This is a genomic window from Acidaminococcus sp., assembly GCA_022482815.1.
GTDB lineage: Bacteria > Bacillota > Negativicutes > Acidaminococcales > Acidaminococcaceae > Acidaminococcus.
This window is the reverse complement of record JAKVOM010000001.1, coordinates 687,649-703,877: the sequence shown is the minus strand read 5'-3', so window position 1 is coordinate 703,877 and position 16,229 is coordinate 687,649. Positions and strand designations below refer to the sequence as shown.

Below are 16,229 nucleotides of genomic sequence, written 5' to 3'. Positions count from 1 at the left end.
CCAAAAGGAAATTCACAAGTAAAGGAAAAAAGGAATTAAAAGAAATTTAATATAAGTTACACAAAGATAAACTCGTGTTCTAGCTTTTTCAGGCAAAAGAAAAACTCCTGAACGACATTCGTCATTCAGGAGTCAATCCAACCGGCAACGCCCTATCCTCCCGGACCGTTTCCAGTCGAGTACTTTCGGCGTACAAGGGCTTAACTACTGTGTTCGGCATGGGAACAGGTGGATCCCCTTGGCTATCATCACCGGATTTACTGAAGGCATGAGCCCTCAAAACTTCATGAAGAGACTTCTTACATCTTCTATCTCGAGCTTAAGTCAAGCCCTCGACATATTAGTACAGGTCAGCTTAACACATTGCTGTGCTTCCACATCCTGCCTATCAACCTTGTAATCTTCAAGGTGTCTTACCGGATCACTCCGTGAGAGATCTCATCTCAGGGATGGTTTCACGCTTAGATGCTTTCAGCGTTTATCCGTTCCGGACGTAGCTACCCAACTATACCCCTGGCGGGATAATTGGTACACCAGCGGTCCGTCCACTCCGGTCCTCTCGTACTAGGAGCAGCCCCCTTCAAATCTCTTACGCCCGCGATGGATAGGGACCGAACTGTCTCACGACGTTCTGAACCCAGCTCACGTACCACTTTAATGGGCGAACAGCCCAGCCCTTGGGACCGACTTCAGCCCCAGGATGTGATGAGCCGACATCGAGGTGCCAAACCTCCCCGTCGATATGGACTCTTGGGAGAGATTAGCCTGTTATCCCCAGGGTAGCTTTTATCCGTTGAGCGATGGCCCTTCCACAAGGATGCCACCGGATCACTAAGCCCTACTTTCGTACCTGCTCGCCGTGTTTGGCTCGCAGTCAAGCTCCCTTCTGCCTTTACACTCGCCGCGCGGTTTCCGTCCGCGCTGAGGGAACCTTTGGGCGCCTCCGTTACTCTTTAGGAGGCGACCGCCCCAGTCAAACTGCCCGCCTAACACTGTCCCGAGGATCGTTGCTCCTGCGGTTAGAATCCCGATATTCAAAGGGTGGTATCCCAACGGTGACTCCGTATACCCCGGAGGGCATGCATCCAAGTCTCCCACCTATCCTGTGCGTCGAATATCAGAACCCAATATTAGGTTACAGTAAAGCTCCATGGGGTCTTTCTGTCCAGTCGCGGGTAACCTGCATCTTCACAGGTATTTCAATTTCACCGGGTCCCTCGTTGAGACAGTGCCCAAATCGTTACACCTTTCGTGCGGGTCGGAACTTACCCGACAAGGAATTTCGCTACCTTAGGACCGTTATAGTTACGGCCGCCGTTCACTGGGGCTTCAGTCAAATGCTTTGGGTCGAACCCGGACATCCTTCTTTAACCTTCCAGCACTGGGCAGGTGTCAGCACCTATACATCAGATTTCTCTTTCGCAGGCACCTGTGTTTCTGGTTAACAGTCGCTTGGGCCTCTTCTCTGCGACCACATCGCGCTCCGCGAGCAAGTCGCTTCACGCTTGTGGCTACCCTTATCCCGAAGTTACGGGTACATTTTGCCGAGTTCCTTAACGAGGGTTCTCCCGCGCACCTTAGGATCCTCTCCCCGCATACCTGTGTCGGTTTACGGTACGGGCGGCTGCTCTCTCACTAGAAGCTTTTCTCGGCAGCGTAGGCCCAGCCCCTTCGGGAACAAGTTCCCTCCGCATCACGCCTTGGCCTCAGTGCACGGATTTGCCTGTGCACCAGCCTGCACGCTTGCACGCGATCTACCATTCTCGCGCGGACCTGCCTTCCTGCGTCACTCCATTGCTCAAACAATCGCAGCCGGTACTGGAATATCAACCAGTTGTCCATCTCCTACGCCTTTTGCCTCGGATTAGGTCCCGACTTACCCTGAGACGACGATCGTTGCTCAGGAATCCTTATGCTTTCGGTGGATAGGATTCTCACCTATCTTTTCGCTACTCATGCCAACATTCTCACTTCCCACCAGTCCACCGTACCTTACAGTACGACTTCAGCCCGATGGGAACGCTCCTCTACCACGCGGTACAAGTACCGCATCCATAGCTTCGGTTCCATACTTTAGCCCCGGGAATCTTCGGCGCAGGGCCTCTCGACCAGTGAGCTATTACGCACTCTTTAAATGGTGGCTGCTTCTGAGCCAACATCCTGGTTGTTTGTGAGACCCCACATCCTTTTCCACTTAGTATGGCATTGGGGACCTTAGCTGATGGTCTGGGCTGTTTCCCTTTTGACAACGGGACTTATCTCTCGTAGTCTGACTCCCAGGCTCTGCAGCACAACCATTCGTAGTTTGACAGAGTTCGGTAACCTTTATGGTCCCTATCCCGATCAGTGCTCTACCGCCTGTGCTTACTGCCTGAGGCTAGCCCTAAAGCTATTTCGAGGAGAACCAGCTATCTCTGCGTTCGATTGGAATTTCACCGCTACCCACGATTCATCCGAAAGTTTTTCAACACTCACCGGTGCGGTCCTCCGCGCATTTTTACCTGCGTTTCAACCTGATCATGGGTAGATCACTACAGTTTCGGGTCTGCGAACACTAACTACTCGCCCTGTTCAGACTCGCTTTCGCTACGGCTCCGCATTTCCTGCTTAACCTCGCCAGTGCCCGCAACTCGTTGGCTCATTCTTCAATAGGCACGCCGTCGCTTGCGCTCCGACTGCTTGTAGACATACGGTTTCAGGTTCTCTTTCACTCCGCTCCCGCGGTTCTTTTCACCTTTCCCTCACGGTACTATACGCTATCGGTCACTAAGAAGTGTTTAGCCTTGGAGGGTGGTCCCCCCGACTTCCCACAAAATTCCTCGTGCTTCGTGGTACTCTGGATACCTGCCGCCTCGCTCTGCCCTTCGCCTACGCAGCTCTTATGCTCTCTGGCCTACCTTTCCAGGTAGTTCGGCTGGGCCTGACTCGGTTTATGCAGGTCCGTAACCCCGGTCATCCGAAGATGACCGGTTTAGGCTCTGCCCTCTTCGCTCGCCGCTACTGTGGGCATCTCGTTTGATTTCTCTTCCTCCGGCTACTTAGATGTTTCAGTTCACCGGGTTCCCCTCCCGAAGGATACCAGCCCATGACGGCTGGTGGGTTTCCCCATTCGGACATCCACGGATCAAGACCTGCTTGCGGTTCCCCGTGGCTTTTCGCAGCTTACCGCGTCCTTCATCGGCTCTTAGTGCCAAGGCATCCACCGTATGCCCTTAGTAGCTTGACTTATCTTTTCACTTCGATAAATCGGCGACTCCTTCGTCATACCTCCGCGTACCTCGGTCGATATACCTCAGTATTATCTCCCTCGCCATGCTCGGCATTCCTCGGATTCATCCGATTTCTCTTCGTGAAATTCTCGCTAGATTTCTCTTGCGAGTTCAAGTACTAAGGAACGTTTGTTCCTTGGTTCTTTTCTCGTTAAACTCATTTCTAAATTCGCATTTAGATCAGAGGTGCTTGCATGTTCATCACAACATACAAGACTTTTTTTGTCTCTTCTATGAAGTTTTCAGGGTTCATGTTCCAGGGACAAGCCCTGGGAACCAAATATTGACCGGACAGATGTGCGTCGACGAGAGATTGAACCAGGACCTCCGTCCTGATTGGTTCTCCATAGAAAGGAGGTGATCCAGCCGCTCGTTCTCGAACGGCTACCTTGTTACGACTTCACCCCAATCATCGGCCCCACCTTAGACAGCTGACTCCTAAAAGGTTATCTCACCGGCTTCGGGTGTTACCAACTTTCGTGGTGTGACGGGCGGTGTGTACAAGGCCCGGGAACGTATTCACCGCAGTATGCTGACCTGCGATTACTAGCGATTCCAACTTCACGTAGGCGGGTTGCAGCCTGCGATCCGAACTGGGGTCGGGTTTATGGGATTTGCTCCACCTCGCGGTATCGCTGCCCTTTGTTGCCGACCATTGTAGTACGTGTGTAGCCCAAGACATAAGGGGCATGATGACTTGACGTCATCCCCGCCTTCCTCCAAGTTATCCCTGGCAGTCTCCTATGAGTCCCCACCATTGCGTGCTGGTAACATAGGATAAGGGTTGCGCTCGTTGCGGGACTTAACCCAACATCTCACGACACGAGCTGACGACAGCCATGCACCACCTGTTTTCGTGTCCCCGAAGGGAGGGACCCATCTCTGGGTCTTTCACTCAATGTCAAGCCTTGGTAAGGTTCTTCGCGTTGCGTCGAATTAAACCACATACTCCACCGCTTGTGCGGGCCCCCGTCAATTCCTTTGAGTTTCAATCTTGCGATCGTAGTCCCCAGGCGGGATACTTATTGCGTTAACTCCGGCACAGAAGGGGTCGATACCTCCTACACCTAGTATCCATCGTTTACGGCCAGGACTACCGGGGTATCTAATCCCGTTTGCTACCCTGGCTTTCGCATCTCAGCGTCAGACACAGTCCAGAAAGGCGCCTTCGCCACTGGTGTTCCTCCCAATATCTACGCATTTCACCGCTACACTGGGAATTCCCCTTTCCTCTCCTGCACTCAAGACTCCCAGTATCCAACGCCATACGGGGTTAAGCCCCGCATTTTCACGTCGGACTTAAGAGCCCGCCTACATGCTCTTTACGCCCAATAATTCCGGACAACGCTTGCCACCTACGTATTACCGCGGCTGCTGGCACGTAGTTAGCCGTGGCTTCCTCGTCAGGTACCGTCAACACAACGTCTTGTTGATTCGCTATGCATTCGTCCCTGACAACAGAGTTTTACAATCCGAAGACCTTCATCACTCACGCGGCGTTGCTCCGTCAGGCTTTCGCCCATTGCGGAAGATTCCCCACTGCTGCCTCCCGTAGGAGTTTGGGCCGTGTCTCAGTCCCAATGTGGCCGTTCATCCTCTCAGACCGGCTACTGATCATCGCCTTGGTAGGCCGTTACCTTACCAACTAGCTAATCAGACGCGGGTCCATCTTCCAGCGATAGCTTGCAAGCAGAGGCCATCTTTCATCCCTCCTCCATGCGGTGGAGGGATCGTATTCGGTATTAGCATCCCTTTCGGAATGTTGTCCCCAACTGGAGGGCAGGTTACCCACGCGTTACTCACCCGTTCGCCACTAAGAACTTACCGAAATAAGTTCTTCGTTCGACTTGCATGTGTTAAGCACGCCGCCAGCGTTCGTCCTGAGCCAGGATCAAACTCTCCAAAATAGGATTATTTTGAAGAGCCGCTTGGCTCTTGAAATACTAGCTTCTTGTTTTTTTACTTCGTTTTCTCGAAGTGACTCGGTCGCGTCACTAAAAGTGACTTGACCCGCACATCTGTCAATCAATATTCAGTTCTCAAGGTTCATTCCTTGCTGAGCACCTCATCGGTGACAGCTTTTATATATTACCACGGAAGCGATTCCCTGTCAACATCTTTTTTAAAATTTCTTTTTGAAATTTTTCGTTGTCAGGAGCCTCCGCAGGCTTTGCCATCGGGTTTGTTTCCCGCCGGCAAGTAGATACTATACTCTCTTTGCAGAAAAAAAGCAAGCACTTTTTTAATTTTTTTGTTACGTTATTTACAATTTTATTTTTTGTCCTTTCAGGCCCTCACTAAAAGCTTTCTCTCCTTGCAAGTATAAAAAACAGAGGGACTGTGAAAAGATACTCATTTTTCACAGTCCCTCTATAGTCTATCGCTTTTTTACGGCTATATTTCAACCCCGTACACTCTTCAGCGCCGCGTATCTTTTTTGATACGGCAGGAGCTCCGGATCTATATTCTCCAAAGTCTTGCCATGGCCCGTTGGCCGCTGTGTAGCTTCTTCTATATGGACAAACGTCAGATACGCTTCCGCAGCTTTGCTGCCGCCCAGCATTTCGGTAAGTTCCATATAGACCCCGACGCTGGTTTTTCCTGTATATACGATATAGCCCGTGAAACAGACGGAAGTTCCTTTTTTTACAGGTTTCAAAAATTTCATTCCCGTCAGCCCGAAACAAACGATATGTGGTGAATCGAGAAAGGCCTGAACGGTCAGAAATCCTGTTTCAACCATATACCTTGCGCAACTTCCGGCATACAAATTATCTCTGGGATTGAGATCGGCTCCCATTACCATGTGATAGGTTTTCAGTGTCGTTTTCTGTTCCATGAAGTACCTCACTGCGGCTGCGGACCGTATTCGTTCTCCCTGGGTTCACTCTTGGCAAAGAGCAGATAGATCACCGCCATAATGTTAACAAAAGGAATCAGCATCACCGAAACCCAGATACCGCCGTGTCCTGCATCGTGAAAACGACGCATGCAAAGAGACACCTGCATAAACAGACTGATTGCAAAAAAGACCACATAAACAGGCAGAACGCCGGCAAGCAGCGGAACAAACACGGCAGCCACAATGTTGACAAGCAGCCACCGGATAAAGAACTGGCTGCGGGAAATTCTTCCTTCAAAGGACAGATACATCTGCTGCCAATTTTTGGAATTGGGAAGATTTTCCTTAACCATCTGGAAAAATCCCTTAGAATCGGTTCTCTCCTGTCTTTCCCATTCTTGTCTTCCTTGTTCCTGTCTTTCCTGTTCTGCGTATTCTTGCCTTTCTTGTTCCTGGGTAGTCACTGAAATGACCTCGGCTCTTTTTTCAGTAGTTTGGCCTGCATTTTCTTTTGCGGCATCCTTCATCGCCGGATTCTCTTGTTCCTGAGACGCCTGCTGCGCTGAATTTTTTTCTTCTGCCAGGGGCGCTCCACATTTAGGACAGAAAGTATCCGTATCCGCACAGGAAGCATGACACTGAGGGCAAATCTTCATTGTATTTCTCCTTTACTTCAGTAATCATCACGAATTTTCCTTATTATAGCATAAGTCTCTGAAAATCCTGCAAATTTTAGAAAAAGAACCGGTGCGAAAATGATGAAAGGCAGGCGGACGGATATAAAGCTTCCGTATACACTTCTGCCTCCTTTTGCTTCCCATTTCGTGCTATAATGTGACTACCAAAGTCAGTGAAGGAGGAATGGGTATGCAGCTGCGAAAAATACTGGTTCTTACAATGCTTTGCTGCCTTCTTTGCCTGCCCGTTTCTGCATCCCGCTGGTCAACGATTGCTCAAGATGCTTCGGGTACACTGTCTTTTGAAGTCAGCAGCTTGAAACTGATTAACAACGACACTACCGTCAAAGTCTGGGAACGTTACATTCCTTTCGATAAAAAACAGCAGGGACACCTGTATCACAATGAATATGATTTAAAGAAAAAGCAATGGCGTACGCGGAGTTCCTATGTAGTAAACAGCCGCGGCCGCAAGATTTCAGGAACTAAGAAAATCGGCCCCTGGCAGCCACTAATGGCCATGACAGACACGATGACGCATGCGCGTTACTACCGTGATTATTATCGGGTCAAGGGTCCCTGGACCTTTGTAAAGACGCTGCCCAATGTGGGTCGGAAATGGATCAATCCCAAAACGATCCGCAAGACAGGCACACGCAAGTACGAGGTTTGGGAAAAAACAAAACTAAACCACCCGACAAGCCGGGCGAAATGGCTTATTTCCCTCACGGAGTACGATGTGGAAAAAGGAAAAGCACTGACAAAATATCTCTGTGTGATCAATCCCCAGGGATACATGACAGAAAATAACGCGGAAAAAGATAGATGGCTGGCTTCGGAAGATACATATGGCGAATATGTCGGTGCCGCTGTGGAAAAGCAATATAAGAAAATACACAAGGAGTAAAGCCGCCGCTAACAGGTCGCTGATCTGTCAGGCTGCAGACTGCAAAAAAGAGGCTGTGAAACAGTAATTGCTCATTGTTTCACAGCCTCTTTTATTACTCTTTGTGCAGCAGTACATCGCGCACGTTTTTTTCGAACTTTTGTCTCGGAAGCATGACAAAGTGTCCGCAGCCGCGGCATTTGATGCCAAAGTCCATACCTGTTCTCAGGATTTCCCATTCATAGGATCCGCAGGGATGGGCTTTTTTCATCCGCACGATGTCTCCTACTTTGTAATCTGTGTCAGCTTTCATGTCTGTCATCCACCTTCAGTGTCGAGATTTCGGTAATCACAAATCCGGCATCCCTGATTGTCTGAATGATGTCCATGGCATTGGTCAGATTGGCGCGCACAGTAACGGCTGCCCGTTTCGGTCCAAGCTTGCGGGTAATAACAGAAATAATATTGACGCCGCGATCCTTGAAAATCTGGGTCAAATCGGCGAGAACGCCCACCCGGTCGAGCGTATCGATAGTAATCTTGGTCGAAGTCTTCGCATATCCCAACAGATCAACGAAGGCTTTGAAAATATCCGTATCGGAAATAATCCCGACAATCTCATTATTCTCATTGACGACCGGCAATGCCCCGATTTTATTCTTATACATCAGATAGGCCGCGGTTTCTACCCCGTCTTCCGCTTTCACAGTAATGACCGCTTTTGTCATTAAGTCCTGGGCTTTCAGTTTGCCCAAAATATAATTGGCTTCATACCGGTCCAGTGTACTGGCATCGGACGGTGTAGCCCGGGATACATCCCCGTCGGTCACGATACCCTTCAGATGGCCTTCCTTATCTACGACCGGAATCCGGCGCAAGTTATTATTCAGCATCAGTTCCCTGATTTCAAGCAGGGACTGATCAGCTTTTACTACTTTTACAACTTTGGTCATCAATTCTTCGACTTTCATGGTGCTACCCCTTTCTCCTGGAAAAGTGCTGATCAATGAGCTTAACCACCCAGATAAGCCTTACGGACTTCTTCGCTGGCTGCCATTTCTGCAGCCGTTCCTGACAGGACAATGCGGCCCGTTTCGAGCACATAAGCACGGTCGGCAATAGAAAGCGCCATATTTGCATTCTGTTCTACCAAAAGAACAGTCGTGCCCTGTTCGTGAATACTTTTGATAATCGAAAAGATTTCCTTTACCAGAAGCGGTGCAAGCCCCATGGAAGGTTCGTCCAGCAGCAGTGTTTTCGGCTTGCTCATCAGCGCCCGTCCCATAGCCAGCATCTGCTGCTCGCCGCCGGATAAGGTACCTGCCATTTGTTCACGGCGTTCATAAAGACGGGGAAATAATTCAAAGACTTTTTTGCGGTCCTTTTCAATACCGTCTTTATCGGCCCGAAGATAAGCCCCCATATCCAGGTTTTCCATGACCGTCATATTGGAAAAAACGTGACGCCCTTCCGGTACATGCACAAGGCCTTTACCCACAATTTTATGGGCCGGAACGCCTACGAGTTCCTCTCCGTTAAATTCAATGGAGCCGGTTTTGGGTTTCAAAATTCCGGAAATCGTCTGCAGCGTAGTCGTCTTGCCGGCACCATTGGAGCCAATCAGAGTTACGATCTCTCCGTCTCCGACTTCCAGACTGATGCCTTTTACAGCGTGGATGGCACCATAATATACGTTAAGATCTTTTACTTTCAGCATTATGACACCTCCCCGCCGAGATAAGCTTCAATAACACGCTTGTTGCTGCGGATTTCTTCCGGAGTCCCATTAGCAATGCAGATGCCGTATTCAAGTACATAAATCCGTTCGCATACGCCCATAACAAGGCTCATATCATGCTCAATCAGCAGAATGGCCAAATGGAAATTATCCCGCAGCCAGCGAATCATTTCCATCAGTTCATGCGTCTCCTGAGGGTTCATGCCGGCTGCCGGTTCATCAAGGAGTAAAAGTTTCGGCTCAGTCGCCAGGGCTCTTGCAATTTCCAGGCGGCGCTGCGCCCCGTAAGGCAGGTTCTTGGCCATATCATCGGCATGCTCTTCCAAGTGGAAAATCTTCAAAAGCTGCATGGCTTTTTCTGTAATTTCCGCTTCTTCCCTGAAGTATCTCTGATCCCTGATGACAGCTTCAAGGAGGTTATAATGGACGTGCATGTTAAAAGCAATTTTTACATTGTCCAGCACGGACAGTTCAGAAAACAGACGGATATTCTGGAAGGTACGGGCCATGCCCATTTGTGTGACCTGATAGGACTTTTTCCCGTTAACCAGTTTCCCGTCAAATTCAATCTCGCCTTCAGTCGGCACGTACACGCCGGTAATCATATTGAAAGCCGTCGTCTTGCCGGCACCGTTCGGTCCGATAAGTCCGACCAGTTCATGTTCGTCAATATACATATTGACGTTGGATACAGCCCGCAGGCCGCCGAATACAATCGATACGTTCCGCAGGTCCAGGAGATGTTTAGCTTCATTCGGCATTTTTCTTACCTCCTACTCTTAAACGACGGAACATACTGAGGGACAATTCCTTGTCGCCAAACAGTCCCTGCGGACGACGCAGCATGAGGACGATCATGGCAATGGAATAAATCAGCATACGCCATTCCGGGAAGTCAGACAGTGCTGCCGAAATAAACGTCAGCAGAACAGCCCCCGTGATGGATCCTGTCATGGAACCCAGTCCTCCGAGTACTACCATGGTCAAAATATCAAAAGAACGCATGAAAGTAAAGGAAGCAGGATGCGCAATAAAGAAATAATGGGAGAACAGCACTCCTGCCGTTCCGGCAAAAGAAGCACCGAGCGTAAAGGCCATTACCTTATATTTGGTAGTGTCAATGCCCATGGTATCCGCAGCGATTTCATTTTCACGGATGGCCAGGCAGGCACGGCCGGGAGCCGAATTTTTGAAGTTCTTGATAAAGAACAGGATGGCAACCATAATCCAGAACGTCATGGCAAAAGTGGTCAGACGGGGAATCCCCATCAGTCCTGCCGCACCTCCGACATAGTCGATATTGAGGATGCAGATACGGATGATTTCGCCAAGGCCCAGCGTAGCAATAGCCAGATAGTCCCCGTTGAGCCGCAGCGTCGGAAGACCGACAAGGAACCCGACGATACCGGCAGAAACCGTTCCGACAATCAAGGCAACCACAATGCCGTAACCGAGTTTTACAGTCATTATAGCTCCCATATAGGCGCCGATGGCAAAGAAGCCGGCATGCCCAATGGAAAACTGACCTGTGTACCCGTTAATCATATTGAGGCTCGTTGCCAGGATAATATTGATGCCGATCAGTACCAGATTCAATTCCCAGAAAGGCCCGATAATATCCACGTCGAGCAAAACCTGAATGATGGCAAACAGGATGGCACAGAGCACGAGGGTTTTGAGATCGTATTTTCTTAATTCATTCATCTCTGTCCCTCCTTATACCTTCTCGCGTACGTTCTTGCCGAACAGGCCTGTAGGCTTGTAGAGAAGAATCAAAATCAGGATTGCAAAAGCAGCTGCATCACGGAACGTTGAAGAAATAAAACCGGATACAAGTGCTTCCACGATGCCAAGGATAATCCCGCCAACCATAGCGCCGGGGATGATTCCGATACCGCCCAGTACTGCTGCCACGAACGCTTTGATACCAGGAGCCATGCCCATGAGGGGATCGATAGAGTTGTAATAAATACCGACCAGCACGCCGCCGGCTGCTGCCAGAGCGGAGCCAAGAGCGAAAGTCATGCTGATGACGCGGTCGATGTTGATACCCATCAGACGAGCTGCATCAGCATCATAGGAAACGGCACGCATTGCCTTGCCAATTTTTGTTTTATTGACGATATAGGTCAGGAGCAGCATCAATACCACCGTGCTGACCAGAATGATAATCTGCTGGTTATTGATAACAAGACCACCCAGATTATAGACCGTAGCGGAAAAAACCGCCGGGAAAGTACGGGGCTGCGGAGATACGAGAAGAATCATCCCGTTTTCAAGGAAGAAAGAAACACCGATTGCCGTAATCAAAATAGCAATCCGGGGTGCATTGCGCATGGGACGATAGGCAATCCGTTCCACCAGCATCCCGACAAGTGCAGCGCCTGCCATGGCAATGACAATTGATGGCAGAAACGGCAGCTTCAGCGCAGTCGTGCAAAAATACCCAATGTAAGCGCCCACCATGTAAATATCGCCGTGAGCGAAGTTAATCAGTTTCAAAATGCCGTAAATCATCGTGTAGCCCAAGGCAATCAGTGCATAAATACTGCCGAGGGAAAGGCCATTGATGAGTTGCTGGGCAAATTGATGCATAAAACCTGAATCCATAATCATGCCCTCCAATTAAACAGGCGGTGAATACCAGAAAGACTCCGGCCCACCGCCTGACACTTTATCTTGCCTTAGTCATTTCCTGCTATTTCAAGGTTCTACCTTCGTACGGAAGGTCTGCTTACCATCCTTCAATTCGATGATAACTGCCGACTTAATCGGGTTATGAGAGGCATCGAACTTCACAGGACCGGAAACACCGGTAAACCCGTCAACCTTAGCCAATGCTTCCGCAATCTTGACAGGATCCGTAGATTTTGCGTCTTCCATTGCCTTGGCAAAAAGAAGAGTGGAATCGTAAGCGAGTGCTGCAAACACATCCGGTTTTGCATTGTATTCTTTCTGGTATGCTGCTACAAATTCTTTATTCAGTTTGGAATCATCATCAGGTGAATAGAGACTGGAGAAATAGCAGTTATTGAGGTTATCCGGCAGTGCAATTTCCGCAAGCTTTGCCGAATCCCAGCCGTCGCCGCCAGCCATCGGAACATTAAAACCAAGTTCCTTCGCCTGCTTAACAATCATGCCGACTTCCTGGTAATAACCGGGGATATAAAGGAAATCGGGATTTTCGGCCTTCAATTTGGTCAATGCAGCTTTAAAATCTGTATCTTTCTGCAGATACATTTCTTCACCGACCACCTGACCGCCAGCCTTTTCAAATTCCTGCTTAAAGAATTGGGCCAGCCCCTTTGCATAGTCAGAAGAGTTATCAATCATGATAGCTGCCTTTCTGACTTTCAAAGTATCAAAAGCGAACCGGGCCATAACTGTTCCCTGGAACGGGTCAATGAAGCAGGCACGGAAGTTATACGGCTTCACTTTGCCCTGATCATCAACAGTTACTTTCGGGTTGGTCCCCATGGGAGTGATATCGGCAGTCTTGGCAGCTCCGCTGACCGCGGTAGAAGCGATAACCGCACTGGAAAGGTTCGGTCCGATGACACCGACAACCCGGTCCTGAGAAATCAGCTTCTGCATCGCGTTGGTAGCTTCTGTTGCTTCAGACTTGTTATCCGCGACGACCAGAGAAAGTTTCTTTCCATTTACGCCGCCCTTGTCATTGATTTGTTTCATGGCAAGTTCAATGGCATTCTTCGACGAAATCCCATAGCTGGCGCTGCCGCCTGTCATTTCCAGGTTGCCGCCGAGTTTAATGGTATCGCTGCTTCCTGACTTACCGCCACAGCCGCTGGCCGCTGTCATGAAAGCAAAAAGCAAAGCCATCACAGATAAAGCTTTTCCATTACGCATAGAAAATCACTCCCCCTCACTTTTAAGCATTACCTCATTAAAGATATCTATTATTTGTAAATGCGGCATCCCGAAATAACTATTTCGGGAAAGCCGCATTCCAAACCAAAATCACGACGTCTTCACATTTTCTATCTTTTATCTATATCTGTCGTGAAGCGCCTTTTTAAGAAGCATCAGCCACCGATCTTCTTCACCAGCGTCTGGGCACCATCTTTCAGTTCCAGAATCAGAGCTGTCGTAATCGGGTTATGCTTGTCATCATAGGAGAACTTGCCGTTAGCAACCTGAATATCCTTGGTCTTAGCCAATGCTTCGGCTACTTTAGGACCTTCTGTGCTCTTAGCCTGGGTCATAGCGTTAAACAGTACTATACCGGCGTTATAGCCCTGCAGTGCGAATACATCAGGAACCTTGTTGTAAGCCTTCTTATAAGATTCAATGAACTTCTGGACACCAGGATCCTTATCCTGTGCGGTATAAGCACTGGTGAAGTAGCACTTGTTCGTAGATTCCTTGCCGGCGATTTCAACCAGCTTCGGGGAATCCCAGCCGTCAGAACCCAGAAGCGGTACCGTGATACCTACTTCACGAGCTTGTTTAATGATCTTGGAAACTTCTTCATAATAGCCAGGAATATAAATTGCATCAGGGTTTGCAGCCTTCAGTTTAGTCAGAGCTGCCTTAAAATCAACATCCTTGGAAAGGAAAGCTTCCTGAGCAACGATTTCTCCGCCGTCCGCAGTAAAGGTTTCTTTGAATACAGAAGCCAGTCCCTTTGAATAATCACTGGAAGAATCATTGAAAATGGCAACCTTCTTCAGTCCCAAATCCTTAGCTGCGTACTCTGCCATGATCTTGCCCTGATACGGGTCAATGAAGCAGGCACGGAAAACATATTGTTTAACTTTGCCATCCTTGCCGACCGTGATTTCGGGAGCCGTTGCGCACGGAGCGATGAGCGGCGTCTTATTGGCCGTCAGAATCGGTTCAGCAGCTGCCACGGAACCGGAAGTTGCCGGCCCGACAACAGCGACAACCTTGTCGCGCGTAACCAACTTTGTGGCCGCGTTGCCGGATTCAGAAGGCTCCGACTTATTATCTGCCTGAATGACTTCAATCTTTTTCCCATTGACGCCGCCCTTGGCATTAATTTCATCCACGGCCATCTTAAAGCCGTTCAGAGTGGATGTACCATAGTTCGCGACGTTCCCGGTGAGTTCGAACAGGGCACCAACCTTGATTGTATCCCCACCTGAAGATTTACCGCTGCTGCCTGACTTGCCGCATCCGGTAAGAGCTGCTGTCATGACTGTGGCAGCGCAAAGAACTCCCACCATTTTTTTCCACGATTTCATCTGTAACACCTCCGAATAGTTGTGCATCTTGTTTGGTTCTTCCAATGACAAATGTATCTGTCTCAAACAAGTTATAATCTGATTATATACAATGTCACAGAAATGTCAACCATTTTAATACAAAAATAGATACGTTTTTAAAAAACAATTTCTCAATATTTACACTTTTAATATTTTGTTTTTATTTAATAGATTTTTGTCTATTGTACAAGGACTCTAAAATTGAATTGCAAACTGTGCCAAAATAAAAATACTCGTACTGCTCATGACGGTCTGAAAAAATCGTCTGGGAAATACCAAACCCGTTGTTTTTTCTACCCAGGACACACCGTCTATACGAAACAGAACAGCCATCTGTGTCAGCGCTGAAATCAAGAGAAGCATGCAGCCCGGTTCCCATGTCTCGGTAAAAAACACAATATAGAAACAGTATGCAAAAAAGAACAGACGAATCAGATAAAACCCTAAAAAAATAAAAATATCCTTGGAAAGGATAATGATCCGCGTCCTTCTGCCAAGACGATTGAATAATTTTGGCAGCACCTGCAGATAATAATAAAAAAAGCGGTGATGGAGCAGGAAAAAAATTTCCGCTGCCATAAAAAAGAGAGGAATAAAAAAGATTTTCATAGCAAAACCTTCAATAACAAAACAGATCCGACATCATAAAGAAAGCAAAAATGGAATCAGGACGGGCACTTCGCAAGTGAGGAGAAAACCGTTCAAAAAGCCTAAAATAGCTGCCGGACGGCCCAGGCACTTCAAGATTACAGGCATAGTGGAATCCATGGTCGTTGCTCCTCCCAGCACGACACAGGACCAGCGGGCCCAGTGCGCTAAGAGCGGTACTAAAAGAAGTGTCAGCAATTCCCGCAGGGAATTACTGATAAAAGCCATTGTACCCATTTCCGTACCTGCAGTCGTGCTGAGTAAGATGGAAGAAAGACTGTACCAGCCAAGTCCGGAACTTACGAGCAGACTGTCGTAAGCAGCCAGTCCTGCCGCCATACCGCAGAGTACTCCGCCAAGGAGGCTTCCAAGGTTCGTTACAACAAGTACAGACGTCACAAGTCCCAGCATTTTCGGTTTCAGGAATTGTTTGACCAGGCTGCGGCTGCTTCCGATATCAGCACCGGAACAAAAGACCATGATAGCCAGCATGACTGTGAGGACGGAATCCAGCATCGGTACACTCTGCGGAGAAAAAAACAGGCGTCCCGACAAAAATCCTAAAAATAAAGCAGTAAAAATAAGTTTGATCATGATTTTTGTTCCTCATCTTTTTCTAATTCCCGAAGCGTAGAGGAAAAAACAGGAACCACAAGTACTTTCATAAAAATAAAACTGCCCGCCATGGCACCCAGACAGATAGCGACAGACCGCAGACCAAGGACAGGAAGCTGTGCAATGACTTCTTCCTGACAGCCAATTTTAGCGGCAAGACAGAATATCATGATAAAAAGACAAATATTGGAAACGCGGGAAAACCATTTTCTCGCAGTCAGTGACAAAGACACAAAGGCACCAAGAAGAATCCCCAGCACGAGTGTAACAAAGGTAAAAGCCATCGTGATTTCTCCTTTCATAACTGA

14 protein-coding genes and 3 rRNA genes are annotated in these 16,229 nt (G+C 48.6%); 1 reads left to right on the top strand and 16 read right to left on the bottom strand.

From position 1 onward, the window contains the following. Positions 1-139 precede the first annotated feature (139 nt). The 5 genes from rrf to LKE33_03060 all read right to left on the bottom strand — a co-directional run bounded on the left by rrf (position 140) and on the right by LKE33_03060 (position 6,767). Positions 140-256 (bottom strand): 5S ribosomal RNA (gene rrf, locus LKE33_03080). A 64-nt stretch (positions 257-320) separates the two neighbouring features. After that, positions 321-3,226 (bottom strand): 23S ribosomal RNA (locus LKE33_03075). A 393-nt stretch (positions 3,227-3,619) separates the two neighbouring features. After that, a 16S ribosomal RNA gene (locus LKE33_03070) occupies positions 3,620-5,176 on the bottom strand. Together the 16S, 23S and 5S rRNA genes form the textbook arrangement of a ribosomal RNA operon. A 494-nt stretch (positions 5,177-5,670) precedes the next feature. Next, positions 5,671-6,108 carry an acyl-CoA thioesterase gene (locus tag LKE33_03065; protein MCH3949907.1) on the bottom strand — a complete coding sequence of 146 codons (438 nt, stop codon included), beginning with the start codon at positions 6,106-6,108 and terminating at the stop codon, positions 5,671-5,673. 8 nt (positions 6,109-6,116) lie between these two features. Next, positions 6,117-6,767, bottom strand: coding sequence for a DUF805 domain-containing protein (locus tag LKE33_03060; GenBank protein ID MCH3949906.1), 651 nt, complete (start codon positions 6,765-6,767; stop codon positions 6,117-6,119). A gap of 211 nt (positions 6,768-6,978) precedes the next feature. On the opposite strand from LKE33_03060, the gene LKE33_03055 reads away from it, so the two are divergent. Continuing rightward, the gene (locus LKE33_03055; GenBank protein MCH3949905.1) at positions 6,979-7,695 is read left to right on the top strand and encodes a hypothetical protein; all 717 of its coding nucleotides are present in this window, start codon (positions 6,979-6,981) and stop codon (positions 7,693-7,695) included. Between the two features lie 94 nt (positions 7,696-7,789). Here the strand turns inward: LKE33_03055 and LKE33_03050 are convergent, their stop codons facing one another. The 11 genes from LKE33_03050 to LKE33_03000 all read right to left on the bottom strand — a co-directional run bounded on the left by LKE33_03050 (position 7,790) and on the right by LKE33_03000 (position 16,205). Next, positions 7,790-7,987, bottom strand: coding sequence for a DUF951 domain-containing protein (locus tag LKE33_03050; GenBank protein ID MCH3949904.1), 198 nt, complete (start codon positions 7,985-7,987; stop codon positions 7,790-7,792). Beyond that, a complete protein-coding gene (locus tag LKE33_03045; GenBank protein ID MCH3949903.1) occupies positions 7,977-8,645 on the bottom strand; it encodes a CBS and ACT domain-containing protein in 669 nt (222 codons plus the stop codon). The genes LKE33_03050 and LKE33_03045 overlap by 11 nt, the downstream gene beginning before the upstream one ends. 41 nt (positions 8,646-8,686) lie before the next feature. After that, positions 8,687-9,391 (bottom strand): ABC transporter ATP-binding protein, encoded by a 705-nt coding sequence (locus LKE33_03040; protein ID MCH3949902.1) that lies wholly within the window; start codon positions 9,389-9,391, stop codon positions 8,687-8,689. After that, on the bottom strand, positions 9,391-10,173 hold the full coding sequence (locus LKE33_03035; GenBank protein ID MCH3949901.1) for an ABC transporter ATP-binding protein: 783 nt from the start codon (positions 10,171-10,173) through the stop codon (positions 9,391-9,393). The genes LKE33_03040 and LKE33_03035 overlap by 1 nt, the downstream gene beginning before the upstream one ends. Then, entirely contained in the window at positions 10,163-11,116 is a 954-nt protein-coding gene (locus LKE33_03030) for a branched-chain amino acid ABC transporter permease (protein ID MCH3949900.1), read from the bottom strand. Before LKE33_03030 ends, LKE33_03035 begins: the two co-directional genes overlap by 11 nt. Before the next feature lie 12 nt (positions 11,117-11,128). Further along, positions 11,129-12,022 carry a branched-chain amino acid ABC transporter permease gene (locus LKE33_03025; protein MCH3949899.1) on the bottom strand — a complete coding sequence of 298 codons (894 nt, stop codon included), beginning with the start codon at positions 12,020-12,022 and terminating at the stop codon, positions 11,129-11,131. 93 nt (positions 12,023-12,115) lie between these two features. Next, positions 12,116-13,279, bottom strand: coding sequence for an ABC transporter substrate-binding protein (locus tag LKE33_03020; GenBank protein ID MCH3949898.1), 1,164 nt, complete (start codon positions 13,277-13,279; stop codon positions 12,116-12,118). Between the two features lie 176 nt (positions 13,280-13,455). Beyond that, positions 13,456-14,637, bottom strand: a complete 1,182-nt coding sequence (locus tag LKE33_03015) for an ABC transporter substrate-binding protein (protein MCH3949897.1) — start codon at positions 14,635-14,637, stop codon at positions 13,456-13,458. Positions 14,638-14,853: 216 nt separating this feature from the next. Then, complete coding sequence (locus LKE33_03010) at positions 14,854-15,267, bottom strand: hypothetical protein (GenBank protein MCH3949896.1); 414 nt, start codon at positions 15,265-15,267, stop codon at positions 14,854-14,856. 33 nt (positions 15,268-15,300) lie between these two features. Then, the gene (locus LKE33_03005; protein ID MCH3949895.1) at positions 15,301-15,900 is read right to left on the bottom strand and encodes a lysine exporter LysO family protein; all 600 of its coding nucleotides are present in this window, start codon (positions 15,898-15,900) and stop codon (positions 15,301-15,303) included. Then, a complete protein-coding gene (locus LKE33_03000) occupies positions 15,897-16,205 on the bottom strand; it encodes a lysine exporter LysO family protein (GenBank protein MCH3949894.1) in 309 nt (102 codons plus the stop codon). The genes LKE33_03005 and LKE33_03000 overlap by 4 nt, the downstream gene beginning before the upstream one ends. Positions 16,206-16,229 lie beyond the last annotated feature (24 nt).

Excerpts from the sequence above, each read along its gene's own strand:
- LKE33_03065 (MCH3949907.1), bottom strand. The coding sequence starts at position 6,108 with ATGGAACAGAAAACGACACTGAAAACCTATCACATGGTAATGGGAGCC.
- LKE33_03060 (MCH3949906.1), bottom strand. The coding sequence starts at position 6,767 with ATGAAGATTTGCCCTCAGTGTCATGCTTCCTGTGCGGATACGGATACT.
- LKE33_03055 (MCH3949905.1), top strand. The coding sequence starts at position 6,979 with ATGCAGCTGCGAAAAATACTGGTTCTTACAATGCTTTGCTGCCTTCTT.
- LKE33_03050 (MCH3949904.1), bottom strand. The coding sequence starts at position 7,987 with ATGAAAGCTGACACAGATTACAAAGTAGGAGACATCGTGCGGATGAAA.
- LKE33_03045 (MCH3949903.1), bottom strand. The coding sequence starts at position 8,645 with ATGAAAGTCGAAGAATTGATGACCAAAGTTGTAAAAGTAGTAAAAGCT.
- LKE33_03040 (MCH3949902.1), bottom strand. The coding sequence starts at position 9,391 with ATGCTGAAAGTAAAAGATCTTAACGTATATTATGGTGCCATCCACGCT.
- LKE33_03035 (MCH3949901.1), bottom strand. The coding sequence starts at position 10,173 with ATGCCGAATGAAGCTAAACATCTCCTGGACCTGCGGAACGTATCGATT.
- LKE33_03030 (MCH3949900.1), bottom strand. The coding sequence starts at position 11,116 with ATGAATGAATTAAGAAAATACGATCTCAAAACCCTCGTGCTCTGTGCC.
- LKE33_03025 (MCH3949899.1), bottom strand. The coding sequence starts at position 12,022 with ATGGATTCAGGTTTTATGCATCAATTTGCCCAGCAACTCATCAATGGC.
- LKE33_03020 (MCH3949898.1), bottom strand. The coding sequence starts at position 13,279 with ATGCGTAATGGAAAAGCTTTATCTGTGATGGCTTTGCTTTTTGCTTTC.
- LKE33_03015 (MCH3949897.1), bottom strand. The coding sequence starts at position 14,637 with ATGAAATCGTGGAAAAAAATGGTGGGAGTTCTTTGCGCTGCCACAGTC.
- LKE33_03010 (MCH3949896.1), bottom strand. The coding sequence starts at position 15,267 with ATGAAAATCTTTTTTATTCCTCTCTTTTTTATGGCAGCGGAAATTTTT.
- LKE33_03005 (MCH3949895.1), bottom strand. The coding sequence starts at position 15,900 with ATGATCAAACTTATTTTTACTGCTTTATTTTTAGGATTTTTGTCGGGA.
- LKE33_03000 (MCH3949894.1), bottom strand. The coding sequence starts at position 16,205 with ATGGCTTTTACCTTTGTTACACTCGTGCTGGGGATTCTTCTTGGTGCC.